13 protein-coding genes are annotated in these 16,571 nt (G+C 74.4%); 3 read left to right on the plus strand and 10 right to left on the minus strand.

Annotated features, from left to right (window positions below; genetic code table 11):
- Positions 1-42 precede the first annotated feature (42 nt).
- Genes LUZ64_RS07620 through LUZ64_RS07635 form a run of 4 tightly spaced genes read right to left on the minus strand, consistent with a single transcriptional unit; the run spans position 43 to position 3,474 of the window.
- Complete coding sequence (locus LUZ64_RS07620; RefSeq protein ID WP_095585262.1) at positions 43-1,092, minus strand: NAD(P)H-dependent flavin oxidoreductase; 1,050 nt, start codon at positions 1,090-1,092, stop codon at positions 43-45.
- Positions 1,089-1,841 carry a CoA-transferase subunit beta gene (locus LUZ64_RS07625; protein ID WP_095585263.1) on the minus strand — a complete coding sequence of 251 codons (753 nt, stop codon included), beginning with the start codon at positions 1,839-1,841 and terminating at the stop codon, positions 1,089-1,091. The genes LUZ64_RS07620 and LUZ64_RS07625 overlap by 4 nt, the downstream gene beginning before the upstream one ends.
- Positions 1,838-2,704, minus strand: a complete 867-nt coding sequence (locus LUZ64_RS07630) for a CoA transferase subunit A (RefSeq protein ID WP_095585264.1) — start codon at positions 2,702-2,704, stop codon at positions 1,838-1,840. Before LUZ64_RS07630 ends, LUZ64_RS07625 begins: the two co-directional genes overlap by 4 nt.
- Positions 2,701-3,474, minus strand: a complete 774-nt coding sequence (locus LUZ64_RS07635) for an enoyl-CoA hydratase family protein (protein ID WP_095585265.1) — start codon at positions 3,472-3,474, stop codon at positions 2,701-2,703. Before LUZ64_RS07635 ends, LUZ64_RS07630 begins: the two co-directional genes overlap by 4 nt.
- Positions 3,475-3,554: 80 nt before the next feature.
- On the opposite strand from LUZ64_RS07635, the gene LUZ64_RS07640 reads away from it, so the two are divergent.
- Both LUZ64_RS07640 and LUZ64_RS07645 read left to right on the plus strand, forming a co-directional pair.
- Positions 3,555-4,346 carry an SDR family oxidoreductase gene (locus LUZ64_RS07640; RefSeq protein WP_095585266.1) on the plus strand — a complete coding sequence of 264 codons (792 nt, stop codon included), beginning with the start codon at positions 3,555-3,557 and terminating at the stop codon, positions 4,344-4,346.
- A gap of 4 nt (positions 4,347-4,350) precedes the next feature.
- On the plus strand, positions 4,351-5,259 hold the full coding sequence (locus tag LUZ64_RS07645) for an SDR family oxidoreductase (protein WP_095585267.1): 909 nt from the start codon (positions 4,351-4,353) through the stop codon (positions 5,257-5,259).
- A 302-nt stretch (positions 5,260-5,561) separates the two neighbouring features.
- On the opposite strand, the gene LUZ64_RS07650 is transcribed toward LUZ64_RS07645, so the two are convergent.
- The 6 genes from LUZ64_RS07650 to LUZ64_RS07675 all read right to left on the minus strand — a co-directional run bounded on the left by LUZ64_RS07650 (position 5,562) and on the right by LUZ64_RS07675 (position 15,134).
- Positions 5,562-8,597: an alpha-mannosidase gene (locus LUZ64_RS07650; RefSeq protein ID WP_095585268.1), complete on the minus strand. Its 3,036-nt coding sequence runs from the start codon at positions 8,595-8,597 to the stop codon at positions 5,562-5,564.
- A gap of 26 nt (positions 8,598-8,623) precedes the next feature.
- A complete protein-coding gene (locus LUZ64_RS07655) occupies positions 8,624-10,669 on the minus strand; it encodes an endo-beta-N-acetylglucosaminidase (protein ID WP_232389725.1) in 2,046 nt (681 codons plus the stop codon).
- A gap of 135 nt (positions 10,670-10,804) precedes the next feature.
- Positions 10,805-12,040 (minus strand): glycoside hydrolase 5 family protein, encoded by a 1,236-nt coding sequence (locus tag LUZ64_RS07660; protein ID WP_232389724.1) that lies wholly within the window; start codon positions 12,038-12,040, stop codon positions 10,805-10,807.
- A 36-nt stretch (positions 12,041-12,076) separates the two neighbouring features.
- On the minus strand, positions 12,077-12,862 hold the full coding sequence (locus LUZ64_RS07665; protein WP_095582436.1) for a carbohydrate ABC transporter permease: 786 nt from the start codon (positions 12,860-12,862) through the stop codon (positions 12,077-12,079).
- Between the two features lie 41 nt (positions 12,863-12,903).
- The gene (locus LUZ64_RS07670) at positions 12,904-13,830 is read right to left on the minus strand and encodes a carbohydrate ABC transporter permease (protein ID WP_095582433.1); all 927 of its coding nucleotides are present in this window, start codon (positions 13,828-13,830) and stop codon (positions 12,904-12,906) included.
- 5 nt (positions 13,831-13,835) lie between these two features.
- Positions 13,836-15,134 carry an ABC transporter substrate-binding protein gene (locus LUZ64_RS07675; RefSeq protein WP_095582432.1) on the minus strand — a complete coding sequence of 433 codons (1,299 nt, stop codon included), beginning with the start codon at positions 15,132-15,134 and terminating at the stop codon, positions 13,836-13,838.
- A 240-nt stretch (positions 15,135-15,374) separates the two neighbouring features.
- Here LUZ64_RS07675 and LUZ64_RS07680 point away from each other — a divergent pair, with 240 nt between their 5' ends.
- The gene (locus LUZ64_RS07680; RefSeq protein ID WP_095582431.1) at positions 15,375-16,544 is read left to right on the plus strand and encodes a LacI family DNA-binding transcriptional regulator; all 1,170 of its coding nucleotides are present in this window, start codon (positions 15,375-15,377) and stop codon (positions 16,542-16,544) included.
- Positions 16,545-16,571 lie beyond the last annotated feature (27 nt).

A 16,571-nucleotide genomic window follows, 5' to 3' on the forward strand; every position in this document is an offset into this window, starting at 1 on the left:
CGCGGGCTCCTCCGGCCGCCGCCGGAGGGGCCCGCGCGCGTCTCAGTACGGTTCCGGCAGGCCCGCCAGCGTCGCCCGTGCCTCGGCCATCACGCGGGCGACCAGGTCGGCGCAGGTCGGCAGGTCGTCGATGAGGCCGACGACCTGCCCCGAGGCCATCACCCCGGCGTCCGTACGGCCGTCCACCATGGCCGCCTTGAGCAGCATCGGCGTGTTCGCGGCCGGCAGGACCTGGCTCCAGGTCAGCCCCTTGCCCCGGCGGAGCGCCAGCCCGTCCCGCACCAGGCGGCCCGGCCCCAGGCCGGTCAGCCGGCCGAAAGCGGCCGCGTGCCGCAGCGCCCGTACGAGCGTGGCGGCGCGGCCCGAGCGTTCGAGCGCGGTGACGAACGGGGTCCGCAGCACACGGTGCGGGAGCCCGTCGACCTTCGTCGTCACGGTGACGTCCTCGACCGCCGCCGCGAGGTAGGCGGCCTTCACCGCCGCCGGGACCGTGCTCTCGGCCGTCAGCAGGAAGCGGGTGCCCATCGCCACCCCGGCGGCGCCGTAGGCGAGCGCCGCCACCAGCCCGCGGCCGTCGTGGAAGCCGCCCGCGGCGACGACCGGGACGCCGACCGCGTCCACCACCTGGGGCAGCAGCACCGACGTCGCCACCCGGCCGGTGTGGCCGCCGCCCTCGGCGCCCTGGACCAGCACCGCGTCCGCGCCCCACGCGGCGACCTTCTCGGCGTGCCGCCGGGCGCCCACGGACGGGACGACGACGACACCGGCGTCCTTCAGCCGGGAGATCAGGTCGCGGGAGGGCGCGAGGGCGAACGAGGCGACCTTGACGCCCTCCTCCACGAGGATGTCCACACGCTCGGCCGCGTCCCCGGCGTCCGCGCGCAGGTTCACCCCGAAGGGCCGGTCCGTGCGCGCGCGCACCTCCCGGACCGCCGACCGCAGCCGCCCCGGCGTCATGGTGGCGGAACCCAGGAAGCCGAGGGCGCCCGCGTTCGCGACCGCCGAGACCAGGCGGGGCCCGGCCACCCAGCCCATGCCGGTCTGCACGACCGGGTACCGGACGCCGACGAGGTCGGTGAGGGCCGTCCTCACGCCCGTACCTCCCGCTCGCGCAGGGCGTCCGGATCGATGACGTCCCGGATCAGCCGCAGTTCCGCGGTGGTCGGGACGCGGGTGCGCGGCACGCCGGCGGGGACGTCGAGCGGGAACCCCGTGGCCGCGCGCAGTTCCTCGGGGGCCACCCCCGGGTGCAGGGAGCGGACCCGCATCGTGCGGTCCGGCGTCGCGAAGTCGAGGACGGCCAGGTCGGTGACGACGCGCGGGACGCGGTGGAAGCGCGTGACGGACGGCCCGGCGGCCGCGGCGCGGTCGTGGCCGACGCCGCACACCATGTCGACCCGCTCGACCAGCACCCGGGGAGAGTGCCGGGGGATCCAGTAGCTCGTCGCGTGGTTGACGGTGTTGCCGGGCGCCCCGCGCACCCCGAGGAGCTGCCGGTCCGGCCGGTCCGCGGCGCCGATGCGGGAGATGTTCTGATTGCCGTACCGGTCGAGCTGGCTCGCGCCCATCATCACGTGCCGCCGGCCGCCGCTGACCATCGCGAGGTGGCGGCGGAACGGCAGCCAGCCCTCGACCACGGCCGCCTTCGCGCCCAGCGCCGGGGTGTCGGCGATCAGCAGCGCCTCCCCGTCCGTCAGCAGCAGGTCCGGCGAGAACGTCAGCCGGGCCAGCCGCGCGCCGATCGTCGGCAGCACGCCCATCGGGCTCGCCAGGATCTCCCCGTCGCCGCGCCACGCCTCCGCGCAGGCGACCACGCACACCTCGGCCCGGGTCGCGGTCACGCCGCCTCCCGGGTGAAGTCGGCGACGGCCGCGTGGTAGGCGTCCTCGTCACCGGAGAGGAAGCGGCCGGTGAACTCCCGCCAGGCCGCCGGGTCCGCGGCGGCCCGGGCGTAGGCGGCCTGGAACGCCTCGTCGCGCTCGTAGTCGGGCGCGCAGGAGGTGAAGTGCGCGCCACCCGGCGCCTCGACGACGCCGTTGACGCACGCGCGCCGCACCAGCAGCGTCTGCGGGCCGCCGGAGGCGGCGAACTCCGCGCTGTCGACCACGCGTTCGCACGAGACGTACGCCTCCCGCGCGGCCTCGCAGAAGAGGTCGTCGAAGTAGGGGTCCGGGCCCAGGTACTGGCCGTTGCCCCGGGCGTCCGCCCGGTTGAGGTGGACCAGCGCGGCGTCCAGCGTCAGCGCGGGCACGGCGACGAGCTCCTCGCCGTCCTCGTACGGCGAGACGACCGTCCGCAGCTCCGGGCAGGCCGTCATCACGTCCGAGCCGAGCCCGGCGCGGACGGGCAGGAACGGCAGCCGGTGGGCGGCGGCCGTCAGTCCCCACATGAACATCGCCTCGTCGAGCTCGGTGAGTTCGAGTTCGCCGCGCTGGCGGGCGGCCCGGAAGTGGGGTTCCAGGGGGATGGAGTCCAGGGTGGTGAAGGCCGCGACGAGCTTGCGCACGCGGCCCGCCGCGGCCAGCAGGCCCACGTCCGGGCCGCCGTAGGAGACCACGGTCAGCCCGGTGACGTCCGAGCGCAGCAGGGCCCGCACCAGGGCCATGGGCTTGCGCCGGGAGCCCCAGCCGCCGATGCCGATCGTCATGCCGCTCTCCAGGTGCGACACGGCCTCGTCCGCGGTCATCCGTTTGTCGGCGGTCATGCGCGGTCCTCCTCGGTATGCCGGTCGGCGGATCCGGGCGCGAATCCCTCGCGGAGGCGGTCGGCGACGCCGCTGAGGTTCGCCTCGAAGGTGAAGCCCTGCTCGTAGCGGTAGGAGCGGTGCACGTCGACGGGGTCGATGCCGTTGAGGGCGGCCTTGGCCAGCCGCAGCAGCGAGCCGTCCTTGGCGGCGATCTCCCGCGCCAGCGCCAGGGCCGCCGCGGGCAGTTCGCCGCGCGGCACCACTCGCCACACGGAGCCGTGCCCGTGCAGCTCCCGGGCGGTGACCGTGCGGGAGGTGTAGTAGAGGGTGCGCATCAGGTGCCGCGGCACGAGCCGGGACAGGTGGGTGGCGGCGCCCAGCGCGCCCCGGTCGAGCTCGGGCAGGCCGAACACGGCGTCGTCGGAGGCGACGACGGCGTCGGCGTTGCCGGCCAGACCCACCCCGCCGCCCAGGCAGAAGCCGTGCACGGCGGCGACGACCGGCACCGGGCAGTCGTAGACGGCGGAGAAGGCGGCGGCGCAGCCGTGGTTGGCGCCGAGCAGGGCCGTGTGGCCGGGTGTGCTGCGCAGCTCCTTGATGTCGACGCCGGCGTTGAAGCCGCGTCCGGCGGCGGCCAGGACGACACAGCGGACCCCGGTGTCGGCGCCGGCGGCGCGGAAGGCGTCGGCCAGTTCGTACCAGCCGCGCACGGGAAGGGCGTTGACGGGCGGGAAGTCCACGGTGACGACGGCGACGCCCGGTTCGGGGCGGGAGGTGGAGACACCCATCAGCGGATCAGCTACCTTTCCACCAAACGTTTGTTAGGCGCGACGGTAGCAGCGGACCGGCCCCCACGGGAGGTGCCCGAATGGCCACAGCTCACCGCCCCCACGGCCCGGGCGGCCGGGTCGTGCTCGTCACCGGCGGGACGCGCGGCGTCGGCGCGGGCATCGCCCGGGCCTTCCTGCGCACCGGCGCGCGCGTCGTCGTCTGTGCCCGCGAGGCCCCCGGGCGGCCGGTCGCGGCGGCCGGGCGCGTCGCCCGCTTCCTCCCCGCCGACCTTCGGGAACAGACCGCCGTGGACGGCCTCCTGGGCACCGTCGCGGAGACGTACGGGCGCCTGGACGTGCTGGTCAACAACGCGGGCGGGACCCCGTACCGGCCCCTGGGGGCGGCGGACGCGGCGAGCCACGCGAAGGTCGTCGCCCTCAACCTCACCGCCCCGCTGACCGTCTCCCTCGCGGCCTACGGGCTCCTGCGCGCGGCACCGGACGGCGGCAGCGTCCTGATGGTCGGCAGTGTGAGCGGCGGCCGGCCGTCCCCCGGCACCGCCGCCTACGGCGCCGCCAAGGCCGGTCTGGAGCACCTGGCCCGCACCATGGCCGTCGAATGGGCCCCGGAGGTCCGGGTGAACACCCTCGTCCTCGGCATGGTGCGCACCGAGTCCGCCCACCTCCACTACGGGGACGCGGACGGGGTCGCCGCCGTCGCCCGCACCGTACCGGCGGGCCGCCTCGCCGAGCCCGACGAGATCGGCGACGCCGCCGTCTTCCTCGCCTCGGACCGGGCCGCCTACATCACGGGCGCCGGCCTGCTCGTCCACGGCGGCGGGGAGCGCCCCGCGTTCCTCGCGGCCGCCCGAACCCACCAGGAGGAGTGAAGCGATGACCGGAATCCGCACCGGGCGCGTCGCCGCCGTCACCGGCGCCGGGCGCGGCCTCGGCCGGGCCCACGCCCTCGCGCTCGCCGCCGCGGGCACGAAGGTCGTCGTCAACGACCTCGGCGTGGACCAGGGCGGCGAAGGCGGCGGCGCGGGCCCCGCGCGCCGCGTCGCCGACGAGATCACCGCACGCGGCGGTCGGGCCGTGGCGCACTGCGGCGACATCGCCACCACCGAGGGCGCGGCCTCGCTCGTCGCCACGGCGCTGGACGCCTACGGGCGCCTCGACGCGCTCGTCAACAACGCCGGCTTCCTGCGGGACCGGATGCTCGTCAACCTCGGCGAGGACGACTGGGACGCGGTGGTCCGCGTCCACCTCAAGGGCCACTTCCTGCCCCTGCGGCACGCCGCCGCCCACTGGCGCGCCGAGGCCAAGGCCGGCCGTACGCCCGCCGCGCGGATCGTCAACACCACCTCGGGCGCGGGCCTGCTGGGCAGCGTCGGCCAGGCCAACTACGCGGCCGCGAAGGCGGGCGTCGTCGGCCTCACCCTCGTCGCCGCCGCCGAACTGGCCCGCTACGGGATCCAGGTCAACGCCGTCGCCCCGGCCGCCCGCACCCGGATGACGGAACGGACCTTCGCCGAGGCCATGGCCCCTCCGGGGCGGGGCTTCGACGCGATGGCCCCGGAGAACGTCTCACCCCTGGTGGTGTGGCTCGCCTCGGAGGCTTCGGCCGGGGTGAACGGCCGGGTCTTCGAGGCCGAAGGAGGACGCGTCACGGTCATGGAGGGCTGGTGCCCCGGCCCCTCGGTGGAGCGGGCGGGGCGGTGGGAGGCCGGTGAAGTGGGGGAGGCCGTCAGGGGGCTGCTGAAGGCGGCACGACCGCCGGAGCGGGTTTACGGAGCGGAGTGACGTCGGGGAGAGCCGGCCCGGGGCCCGGCGGGGGCCCGGCTGTGCGGCCGTGCCCGGGCGCGACCTGGTGCCCTTCGAGGCCGCCCCGCGCGGCGCGCCCGGCGTCACCGGCGCCGTCGCCTCCTTCGTCCACGACCCCCTGCCCGCCGGGGGTCCGCGGCGGGAGGCCGGACCCGTACAGGCCGGCGCCCCCGCCCCTCCGCCGGAGCCGTGCGGGGCCGGACCGGCACGAACCGGCACCCCGCCTCTCTGCCGCAGGCCCGCGCGGGCCGGGACGGGCGGGAGACCTGCCCGTCAGGGCGTCACGCGCGGGCGATCCGCAGTGTGACGATCTCGAACGGCCGCAGCGTCAGGGACACGCGCCCGCCTTCGGCGGCCACCGTGCCCGAGGGCCGCTCCAGCAGGTCGCACACGGACACCGCCCCCGGGGCGAACCCCGGCGTGAGGACGGCCCGGGCCCGGCCGCCGAGCGACTCGTACACCCGGACGACCACATCGCCGCTGCCGTCGTCGGCCAGCTTCACCGCCGAGACCACGACGGCGTCGTCGTCGACGCGCACCAGCGGCGCCACGGCGGCGGAGCCCGCCACCCGCCGCTCCGGAAGGTTGATCAGATACCCCTCCCGCACCGCGTCGCCCACGGACGCGTTCGGCACCAGCGCGTACCGGAAGCGGTGCACGCCCTGGTCGGTGCGCGGGTCGGGGAAGCGCGGGGCGCGCAGGAGGGAGAGGCGGACCGTCGTCGTGGTGCCGGCGGCCCCCGAAGAGGCGTCCCGGACCGCGCGCGTCACGTCGTAGCCGTACGTGGAGTCGTTCACGACCGCCACGCCCCAGCCGGGCTCCTCCAGATGGACGAACCGGTGCGCGCACGCCTCGAACTTCGCCGCCTCCCAGCTGGTGTTGGTGTGCGTGGGGCGGTAGAGGTGGCCGAACTGGGTCTCGGCCGCCGTACGGTCGGCGTGCAGATCGAGCGGGAAGGCCGCCTTGAGGAACTTCTCCGTCTCGTGCCAGTCGACCTCCGTCTCGACGTCCAGCCGCCGAGCCCCGCCCGGGAGCGACAGCAGCTGCTCGACGCGCGAGGCCCCGAAGGCCCGGACCACGCGCACCGCACCCTCGGCCGTGAGCTCCAGCGTCTCCACGTCCGTAAGGTCCGTCACCGTGTTCCGGTAGAACAGATCGACGTCCCACGCGTCCCACATGTTCGGGAAGTCCTGGTGCAGTTGGAGGAGGTTGGCCGCCGCGCCCGGCGCGACCGTCTCCCGCTCCGCCGTGTGGTCGTACACGGAGACCACCAGCCCCCGGCCGTCGACCTCGGCCCGCAGCAGCCCGTTGTCGAGGACGAAACCGCCGCCCGCGCGCGGCCCGGCCGTGACCGGCGCGGCGGCCTCGTCCGGCACCGGGCGCGCGGCGTGGGCCGGGGTGCCGCCCCGCCCGTGCGGCGCCGCGTTGAAGACCACCGTCCCGCCGCCCGTGCCGTCACCCGCCAGCGCCGCCAGCGCGCCGCCGACGATCTCCTCCAGCTCGGCCGCCACCGCCGCGTACGTCGCCGCCGCCTCGCGGTGCACCCACGCGATGGACGTGCCCGGCAGGATGTCGTGGAACTGGTGGAGCAGCACCGTCTTCCAGATCCGGTCCAGCCGCTCGTACGGATACGCGAACCCGGTCCGCACCGCCGCCGTGGCCGCCCACAGCTCCGCCTCCCGCAACAGGTGCTCCGCCCGCCGGTTGCCCCGCTTGGTGCGGGCCTGGCTGGTCAGCGTCGCCCGGTGTAGCTCCAGATACAGCTCGCCCACCCAGACCGGCGCCTGAGCGTACTCCGCCTGCGCCTTCTCGAAGAACGCCGACGGCTTCTCGAAGACGACCCTCGCCGAACCCTCCAGATCCGCCAGCCGCTTCGCCCGCGCCAGCGTCTCGCGCGTCGTCCCGCCCCCGCCGTCACCCCATCCGGTGGGCGCGAGCGACCGGGTGGCGCCGCCCTTCTCCTGGAAGTTGCGGACCGCGTGCGCGAGCTCCTGGCCCGAGAGCTGGGAGTTGTAGGTGTCGATCGGCGGGAAGTGCGTGAACACCCGGGTGCCGTCCAGGCCCTCCCACCAGAACGTGTGGTGCGGGAACTTATTGGTACGGCTCCACGAGATCTTCTGTGTCAGGAACCACTTCGCCCCCGCCAGCCTCACCAGCTGCGGCAGCGCGGCCGAATAGCCGAAGCTGTCCGGCAGCCAGACCTCCTCCGACTCGATCCCGAACTCCTCCAGGAAGAACCTCTTCCCGTGGACGAACTGCCGCGCCAGCGCCTCCGACCCCGGCATATTGGTGTCGGACTCCACCCACATGCCCCCCACGGGCACGAACCGGCCCTCCGCGACGGCCTTCTTCACCCCCGCGTACACCTCCGGGCGGTGCTCCTTGACCCACGCGAACTGCTGCGCCTGCGACATGGCGTAGACGAACTCCGGCTCGTCCTCCAGCAGCTCCGTCATGTTCGCGGTCGTACGGGCCACCTTGCGCACCGTCTCCCGCAGCGGCCACAGCCACGCCGAGTCGATGTGCGCGTGCCCCACGGCGCTGATCCGGTGGGCGGAGGCGTGCGCGGGCGCGGCGAGGGCGGGCGCGAGCTTCTCGCGCGCCCGGGCCGCCGTGCCCCCGACGTCCTGGAGGTCGACCGCGTCGAGCGCCCGCTCCACCGCCCGCAGGATCTCCCAGCGGCGCGGCGAGTCCGGCGACAGCTCGGTCATCAGCTCGCCCAGCACCTCCAGGTCCCGCACCAGCTCCCACACCGTCCGGTCCAGGACGGCCAGGTCCATCCGGGCCAGCCGGTAGCGCGGTGCCGCGTCCGCCGTCTCCCGGTCGCCCAGCTCCGTCGGCCGGAACGGCCGGTAGTCCAGGATCACCGGGTTCGCCGACGCCTCGATGTGCAGCAGCACCTCCTCGCCGCCCGCGACCGTGCCGTCGTGGCCCCCGATCCGTACCCACTGGTTACGGGGGTTGAGGCCCTTCACGGGCGAGCCGTCCGGCCGGTAGACGAGCCCCTCGCACTGGAAACCGGTCATGTTCTCGTCGAAGCCCAGGTCGAGTAGGGCCTCGACGGTCCGGCCCGCCCACGCGTCCGGCACCCGCCCGGCCACGGTGAACCAGCTCGTGCCCCACGGCGGCCCCCACTCGGCGCCGACCTCCACGGGCGTCCGGGGGGCGGCCAGGCCCTCCGCCACGGGGACGGGCTCGCCCGGCGCGTGCCACACGGAGACGGCCAGCGGCACCGACTCCGGATACACGGCGGGCCGGATGCGCTCCTCCAGCACACGCTTCAGACGGTCTTCGGTGAGGGTGCGGTCGTTGTGCATGAGGTCGGTGTCCTAACGCAGAGGGTCTACCAGCGGAAGGTGACGGACGCGGGCGCCGAGGAGGCGTACAGCTCGTCCACGGCGCGCACCTCGACGCGCGTGGCCGCCTCGCCGGCCGCGCGGCGCAGGGCCGCGACGTAGTAGGCATGCCCACAGGTGCCCCCCAGGAAGCGACGGCCGCCGCCGGGCAGGAGCTGGTGCAATTCGTAATGGCGTACGGACCCGGGGGAGCGGACGGGCGCCGTCCAGGCCAGGCGCAGCGCCGCCGTGCCGTCGGCGTCCGTCCGCGACGCCGTGATCGTGGGCGCGCCCGGCGGGCCGGGCGGCGGCGCGGTGTCGCGCACCGCGAGGCCGCCCAGCCGCCAGCGCGCCGTCCCGCCGTCGGGCGAGCCGAGCCGTACGCCCAGGGAGAGAATCGTTCCTCCGGCCCGCTCGCGCAGCGCCCGGCCGACGCGCACGGCTGCCGTCGTCCAGCCGCGCCCACCCGCCCGGAGGGTCCCCGCGGGCAGGTGGACGAGCCGGGACGGGCCGCCCCGCGCGGCGGCCACCTCCAGTGCCAGTTCCACCCGCACGGCCGCCGAGCCGTCGTCCGTGCGGTGGGCGAGCTCCACGACCGTGGCCTCGGACAGCGGGAGCCGCGCCGGGAAGAGCTCCACCGTCGCCGGGGCCGTGAGCCCGCCCGTCACCAGAAGGCTGCCGCCGCCCCGCCAGGCGTCGGCGAAGTCGAAGCCCACGGTGGGCCGGGGGCCGGTGGTCCGGACCACCCAGCGGCGGCCGGGCAGCCGGTCCTGGAGGCCCAGGTGGTTCCAGGCGGAGTCCGACAGGCGGGTCCCGCGCTCGTACCAGCCCAGCCCGTGCCCGGTGTTGAAGGCCGTCGCGAAGGGCAGCGCGGTGAGGGTGGAGCGGTCCGCCACCGAGGCCGCCGGCGGGCGCCAGGCGCCGCTGTCCGGGGCGGCCGGGTCCAGGGCCCGCCCGGACCAGAAGCGGTCGTCGCGCACGTGGAAGTCCGCCGGGGTCCGGGCGTTCGCGGGCAGGCTCTTCCACGTCCACTCGGGGCGGTAGAAGCCGTACGAGGTCACATGCGGGCCGTCCGCCGGGACGACCGCGTCCCAGTCGACCCGGGTGTCCCAGCCGTTCGCCTCGACGTCGACGCCGGCCCACAGCTCGTACCTGCCGCGCTTTCGCCCCTCCGCCCGCCGCGCCGAGGAGACGAGCCCGGCCCGGTCCCAGTCGAAATTGAGGAACATCGAGTCGGACGCCTCGAAGAACGCCGCGTTGCGGTCGTTGAGCTCGTTCTGCCAGGAGACGTCGCCGGCGAGCGTCATCGCGTCGTACCAGGTGACGCGCAGCTTCTCGCCGCGCGCCCGCAGGTAGGCGACGAAGTCGCGGGTGTCCGCGCCCAGCCGGGCGTCGCCGCCGCCGGTCTCCGCGTTGAGGAACCACCCGTCGAAGCCGTACGCGCGGGCCACCCGGATCAGCTGGTCGGCGAGCGGGAAGCCGCCGTCCGGGCCGCGCCGCACCAGCTCCCGCGTCCAGCGCAACTGCCCGCCGTAGGCGGCCGGCGGCAGGAACACCGTCCCCAGCACGGGCACGCCGTTGCGGTGCGCGGCGTCCACGACGGGCGCGTTGGGGGCGAGGATCAGCCCCTCGCCCGAGGAGCCGCCCCAGAAGACCAGTTCGTCGAGGTAGGCCCAGTGCGTCAGGGCGTAGAAGTCGGCGGTGGCCGAGCCCTGCGCGGGGTTGCCCGAGGTCGGGGCGAAGGAGACGAGCGCGCTGACACGGGCCTGCCCGGCCTGCGCGGTGGCGTTGACCGGCGGCGGCGTGAAGCGGGCGGCGAGCGGCACGGTGGCCCGGTTGAAGGGCAGGTCGGCGTCACCTTCGGGCGTCCAGGAGCGCAGGCTCCGCCAGACGATCCCGGAACCGGGCGAGCCGGCCGGGAGGCTGTCGGGGTACCAGTAGGAGGCGTAGGGCTGGAGCGTCCCCTCGCTCCCGGTGGACGCACGGGCCGCACCTGTCGCGGCGGCGAGGGCGGCCGTCAGGAGGACGGAGCGGCGGGTGACTCTCTTACGCACGGGGACTCCTTGTCGCAGGCGAGGGGCAGTCCGGAAGTTTCAGCCCGTCCGGCGTTTGAGGACCGGGGCCCGGGGCGGAGCCCCGGTTACGGGAAGGGGCGGGTAGGGGAAAAGGCCCCCCGCAGGGGCCACCTGTCACACCTCGTCCACCGACACGACGGAGTCGATCCCCCGCGCCGCCAGCCACCCCGCGTCCCCCACCCGAGACCCCAGCACCACCCCCGGCCGCACCCCCCGCGCGGCCACCCGCATCCACGCCTCGAAGAACTCCCCACCGGGCCCGCACACCGACCGCGACGGCGCCGTCTCCGGATCGCCCACGTCCAGCACCAGCGCCGTACGCCGGGGCTCCGGCTCCCGTCCGCCCTCGTGCCATTCGCGCACCACGCGGGCGACGGCCTCCCCGGCGGGTTTGATCCGGCGGTCGTTGGTGAAAAGCCCCAGGCCGTACTCCAGTTCCGGGAAGTCGGCGAGCGCCCGGTCGACGTCGTGCGAGCACCACCAGGTGACCCCCCACAGGCCGGTGCAGTCCAGCGCGTGGGCGAGCGTCGCCCGGGTGAAGGCCGCGGCCCGGCCGGGCGGGATGTGCGGGGCCGGTGCCCCGACCTCCTGGAGCCACACGGGCCGGTCCGGGTCGTCGGCCCATGCCTTGGACAGCTCGACGAGGTAGGCGGCGTGCCGCTCGGTCGCCGCGCCCGTGGGCCCGTGTCGCTGCGCCGTGCCGTTGAAGACCCAGGAGTGCACGGCCGTCATGGCGCCGAGCCGCGCGGAGTGGGCGGGGGTGAAGGGGTGTGTGCCGTCGTACCAGGCGGCGTCGTAGGACGCGTGCAGATGGGCCCGTCCCGGCGCCGCCTTGTCGCAGGCGTCGAGCATCCGGCGCAGCCAGCTCCCGGCCTGCTCGGGCCGGATCCGGTCCGGGTCGGGGTGCGGGTCGCCGGAGAACTGGTCGATCTCGTTGCCGACCGTCATCCCGAGGAAGTGCGGCCGGTCGGCGAGCGCCGAGGCCAGCGCGGTCAGGTACGCCTCCTGGGCCTCCACGACGCCGGGGTCGGTGAACATGTTGCGGCGGTGCCAGGTGGTGGTCCAGGAGGGGATGAAGTCGAAGCTCGACAGGTGGCCCTGGAGGCCGTCGACGGCCACGTCGAGCCCGCGCTCGCCGGCCGCGTCGACCAGCGCGACGAGCTGCTCGACGGCGCGCGGGCGGACGAGCGCGCGGTTGGGCTGGAAGAGCGGCCACAGCGGGAAGACGCGGATGTGGTCGAGGCCGAGGACGGTGAGCGAGTCGAGATCGGCGCGGATCTCGTCGAGGTCGAAGTCGAGCCAGTGGTGGAACCAGCCCCGGGTGGGCGTGTAGTTGACGCCGAAGCGCATACGGGTGTCGTCCCTTCGGGCGGGTGCGGTGGTCGGTCAGCCCTTGACGGCGCCCTCGCCGACGCCGCGGAAGAAGTACCGCTGGAGGCAGGCGAACATCACGAGGAGCGGGGCGACCGCGATGACGGTTCCGGCGGCGACCAGCCGGGGGTTCTGCTGGAACGTGCCGTGCAGGAAGTTCAGGCCCACGGTCAGGGTGAAGCGGTCCGGGTCCGAGAGCACGATCAACGGCCACAGGAAGTCGTCCCAGGCCCCCATGAACGCGAAGATCGCGACGGCGGCGAGGGTGCCCCGCACCGACGGCAGGGCGATCCTGGTGAACCGCTGCCACACGTTCGCCCCGTCGATGACGGCGGCTTCCTCCACCTCGTACGGGAGGTTCGCGAAGGCGTTGCGCATCAGCAGCACGTTGAGCGCCCCCACCGCCCCGGGCAGGACCACGGCGGTGAGGGTGTTGTTCAGCTGGAGGTCGCGCATCATGGTGAACTGCGCGATGACGACGGACTCCAGGGGCACGAGCAGCGCCGCGACGAAGGCGAGCCCGGCCGCCTTCCGGCCGCGGAAGCGCAGCCGGGCGAGGGCGTAGCCGGCCATGGAGGCGCCGGCGAGGTTGGTGACGACGTTGGCGGCCGCGACCTTGAGCGAGTTCAGGGCGTAGTCCCAGACGGGGACGATGTCGGCGACGCCCTGGTAGTTGTCCAGGGTGGGGTGCTCGGGGAGGAGGCCGGGCGGATAGGTGTAGATGTCCTCGGTGGTGCTCTTCAGGGAGGTCGACAGCTGCCACAGGAACGGGCCGACGGAGACCGCCAGCACGGCGAGCATCAGCAGGTACCGCAGGGCCTTCTCCCCGCCGGACGTACGGGTCACCCGTCGGCCTCCTTACGGTCGGCGCGCAGCACCAGCAGCATCAGCAGCAGGGTGAGCACGAAGACGGCCAGGGAGAGGGCGGAGGCGTAGCCCACGCGCCCGTTCAGGCCGGTGCCCGTGCGCTGGACGAGCATGACGAGCGTGGTGTCCTGGCCGGCCGGTCCGCCGGTGGGCCCGGCCAGCAGATAGACCTCGGAGAAGACCTTGAAGGCCGCGACCGACGACAGCGCGCCGACCAGCACCATCGTGGAGCGCAGGGCGGGCACGGTGACGCTGACGAAGCGGCGCAGGGGCCCCGCACCGTCGACGGCCGCGGCCTCGTGGAGCTCGCGCGGCACGTTCGCCAGCGCCGCCAGATAGATGATCATGTAGTAGCTGAGGCCCCGCCACACCGTCAGCGCCATCGCGCTGAACAGCAGCAGCCACTGGTCGCCGAGGAAGGCGACCGGCCCGGCGCCCAGGAACCGCAGGATGCCGTTGACCAGCCCGCGGTCGTCCAGCATCCACCCCCAGATCAGCGACACCACCACGACGGAGGCCACGACCGGGGTGTAGAACGCGGACCGGAAGAACGTGACGCCGGGCAGCTTCTTGTGGACCAGGAGCGCGAGCAGCAGCGGCAGCAGCACGGTGAGGGGCACGACCGCCACCACGTACAGGACGCTGTTGCGCAGGGCCACCCGGAACTGCTCGTCGTCCAGCATGTCCCGGAAGTTCCGCAGCCCCACCCAGGTGCCGGGCGTGAGCGTACGGGCGTCGGTGAACGCCTTGTGGACCGTGCTGAGGAAGGGGTAGAGGACGAAGGCGGCGACGACCCCGAGGCCCGGCAGCAGGAAGAGCCAGGGGCTGGCGGCCCGGTGGGTACGGACGCGGCCCGCGCGGGCGGTCGGCCGCTCCGGGGTGCGTCCGGCGGCGCGCTGCACGGCGGTCAGCTCCGCTTGAGGAGCTTGTCGCTCTGCGCGGCGGCGTCGTCGAGGGCTTCCTTCGGAGATTTCTTGCCCTGGAGAGCCTTGGCGACCTCGTTCTTGAGCACGACCTTCATCTCGTCGCTCATCACCACGGGGGTGTAATTCACCGCTCCCTTGAGCATCTTCGCCGAGGCCACCCTGACCCGGCCCTCGTCGGTGCCGTCGTCCTTCGTCCAGTACGGGTCGTCCAGCGAACCCTTGGTGCTGGGGAAGACGGCGACCTGATGGGCGAACGCCTCCTGGTTCCGGCGGTCCGTGACGAAATGCGCGAAGGCGACGGCCGCCGCCTTGTGTTTGCCGCGGGCGTTGACGGCCAGGCCCATCACGTACATGTTCGGCTTGCCGTTGTTGTTCGGGGCGTCGGTGATGCCGAGATTCCGGTACAGGGCCGGCGCGTTCTTCTTGAAGGTACCCAGGTCGTGGGCGCTGCCCGGATTCATGGCGACCTTCTGTTCCAGGAATTTCTGCCCCGATTTCTCGGGGGTGTTGGTGAGCGCCTGCGCGTCGAGCGCGCCGCGGTCGTAGAGCTCCTTGTAACGGGTCAGCAGCTCGACGCCTTTGGGCTCGTTGTAGGTGAACCGGGTGGCGTCCTCGTTCATCAGCCGCACGCCGTAGCGGCCGAAGTCCTCGATCGAGGGGGTGCCGGCCAGTGTCGCCGTCCGCCCACCGGGCCTCCCGGCCATGGTGCGCGCGGCGGCGAACAGTTCGTCGTAGTTCTCCGGTGGCTTCTCGGGGTCGAGCCCGGCCTCCCGGAAGAGGGACTTGTTGTAGAAGAGCGGGCCGGTGTTGAGGTACCAGGGGAAGGCGTACGAACCGTCCAGGCCGGGCAGCGTATTGCCCTGCCAGGACTCCGGCGTGTACTCGCCCTTGAAGCGGGCGGCGGCCTTCTCCTTGTCCAGGTTCATCAGGAGCCCGGCCTTCGCCAGCGGGTAGGAGAGGTCGGGCGAGACATTGACGACGTCGGGCAGGGTGCCGGCGCCGGCGTCCGCGCTCAGCTTCTCCGCGTAGTTCTCGGCCGGCTGGTCCAGCCACTTGACCTTGACGCCCGGATTCGCCTTCTCGAAATCACGCACCAGGCCGTCGAAATAGCCCTTGAAGTTGCTGCGGAGATTCCAGGTCTGGAAAGTGATGCTCCCCTCGGGCTTGCCGTCCGCGCTGCCGCCCCCGCCGCCGTCACCGCCGGAACCGCAGGCGCCGAGAAGGAGAACGGAGGCGAGGAGCGGGGCGGCGACCGCCGCGGCGCTGCGGGAGGGTGGCATGGCCGGTGAACTCCTTCGGTCGGACCGGGGAGACGAGGGCGAGCGCAACAAAAACTGCACCCGGGCCGCCCTGAAGTCAATACGTCCGGTGCACTTCCGTCGCGTACTAATGCGCTTTAGTCTGCGGCGAGTTGGCATACGGGAAGGCGTGGGCGGGCCGCCGTCGTGACCTCCGTCGCGGCCTCCGCCGCTCCAGCGCTTCGGCACGGCCCGCCGCGCCCGCGGGACGGAGGGGGAGTCATGCGCCGGACACCGGCCCGCCGGCCGACCATGAAGGACATCGCCCGCCGCGCGGGGGTCTCCGAGAGCGCCGTGTCCTTCGCGCTCAACGGCCGGCCGGGCGTCTCGGAGGTCACCCGCGCACGGGTGCGGCGCGTCGCCGAACAGCTCGGCTGGCAGCCCAGCACCGCGGCCCGCGCCCTGTCCGGGGAGGGCGCGGCCACCGTGGGGCTGGTCCTCGCCCGCCCCGCCCGCACCCTGGGTGTCGAGTCGTTCTTCCTCCAGCTCGTCTCCGGCGTCCAGGAGGCCCTCGCCGTGCGCCGGCTGGGCCTGCTCTTCCAGCTGGTGGAGGACGTCGACGCCGAGTGCGCCGTACACCGCCGCTGGTGGGCCGAGCGCCGCGTGGACGGCCTCCTCGTCGTCGACCCGCGTGCCGACGACCCCCGCCCGGCACTGCTGGACGGGCTCGGCCTGCCCGCGGTGGTGATCGGCGCCCTCGACGGTTCCGACGGGCCTGGGGTGCCTGACGCTGCTGGTGTGTTCACCGGTCCCGGCGTGCCCGGCGTGCCCGGCGTCTCCGGGGTTCCCGCTGGTCCGTACGCCCCCGGCGCGCACGGTGACGAGGGCGCCCCCGGTCCGCCCCACGGCGTGATCTCCAACCTCTGGGCCGACGACACCGGGGCGATGACCTCCATCGTCGGCCACCTCCACGAGCTCGGCCACCACCGCATCACCCACATCGCCGGCCTCCCCGAACTCGCGCACACCCGGCGCCGTATGGCCTGCCTGCGTGCCGAGGCCGCCCGGCGCGGTCTGCCCGACGTCACCTCCGTGACCACGGACTACTCCGACGCACAAGGTGCCGAAGCCACCCGCCGCCTGCTGACCGGGGAACGGCCGCCCACCGCGCTCGTCTACGACAACGACGTGATGGCCGTGGCGGGGCTGGCCGTGGCGGCGGAGCGCGGCGTGCCCGTACCGGACCGGCTTTCGATCGTCGCCTGGGACGATTCGGTCCTCTGCCGCAGCACCCACCCGGCGCTGACCTCGCTCACCCGCGACACCGTCGCGTTCGGCAGGCAGGCGGCGGAGCTCCTGACGGCCCTCCTGGACGGCGCCCCGCCGAGGCGGGTCCAGGCGCCGACCCCGCACTTGGCGCGCCGCGAGTCGACGGGCCGGGCGCCCGCCTGAGCGGCGGCCCGGCCGCCGTCCGGGCCG

The sequence above is a fragment of the Streptomyces albireticuli genome (assembly GCF_021228125.1).
Lineage (GTDB): Bacteria > Actinomycetota > Actinomycetes > Streptomycetales > Streptomycetaceae > Streptomyces > Streptomyces albireticuli.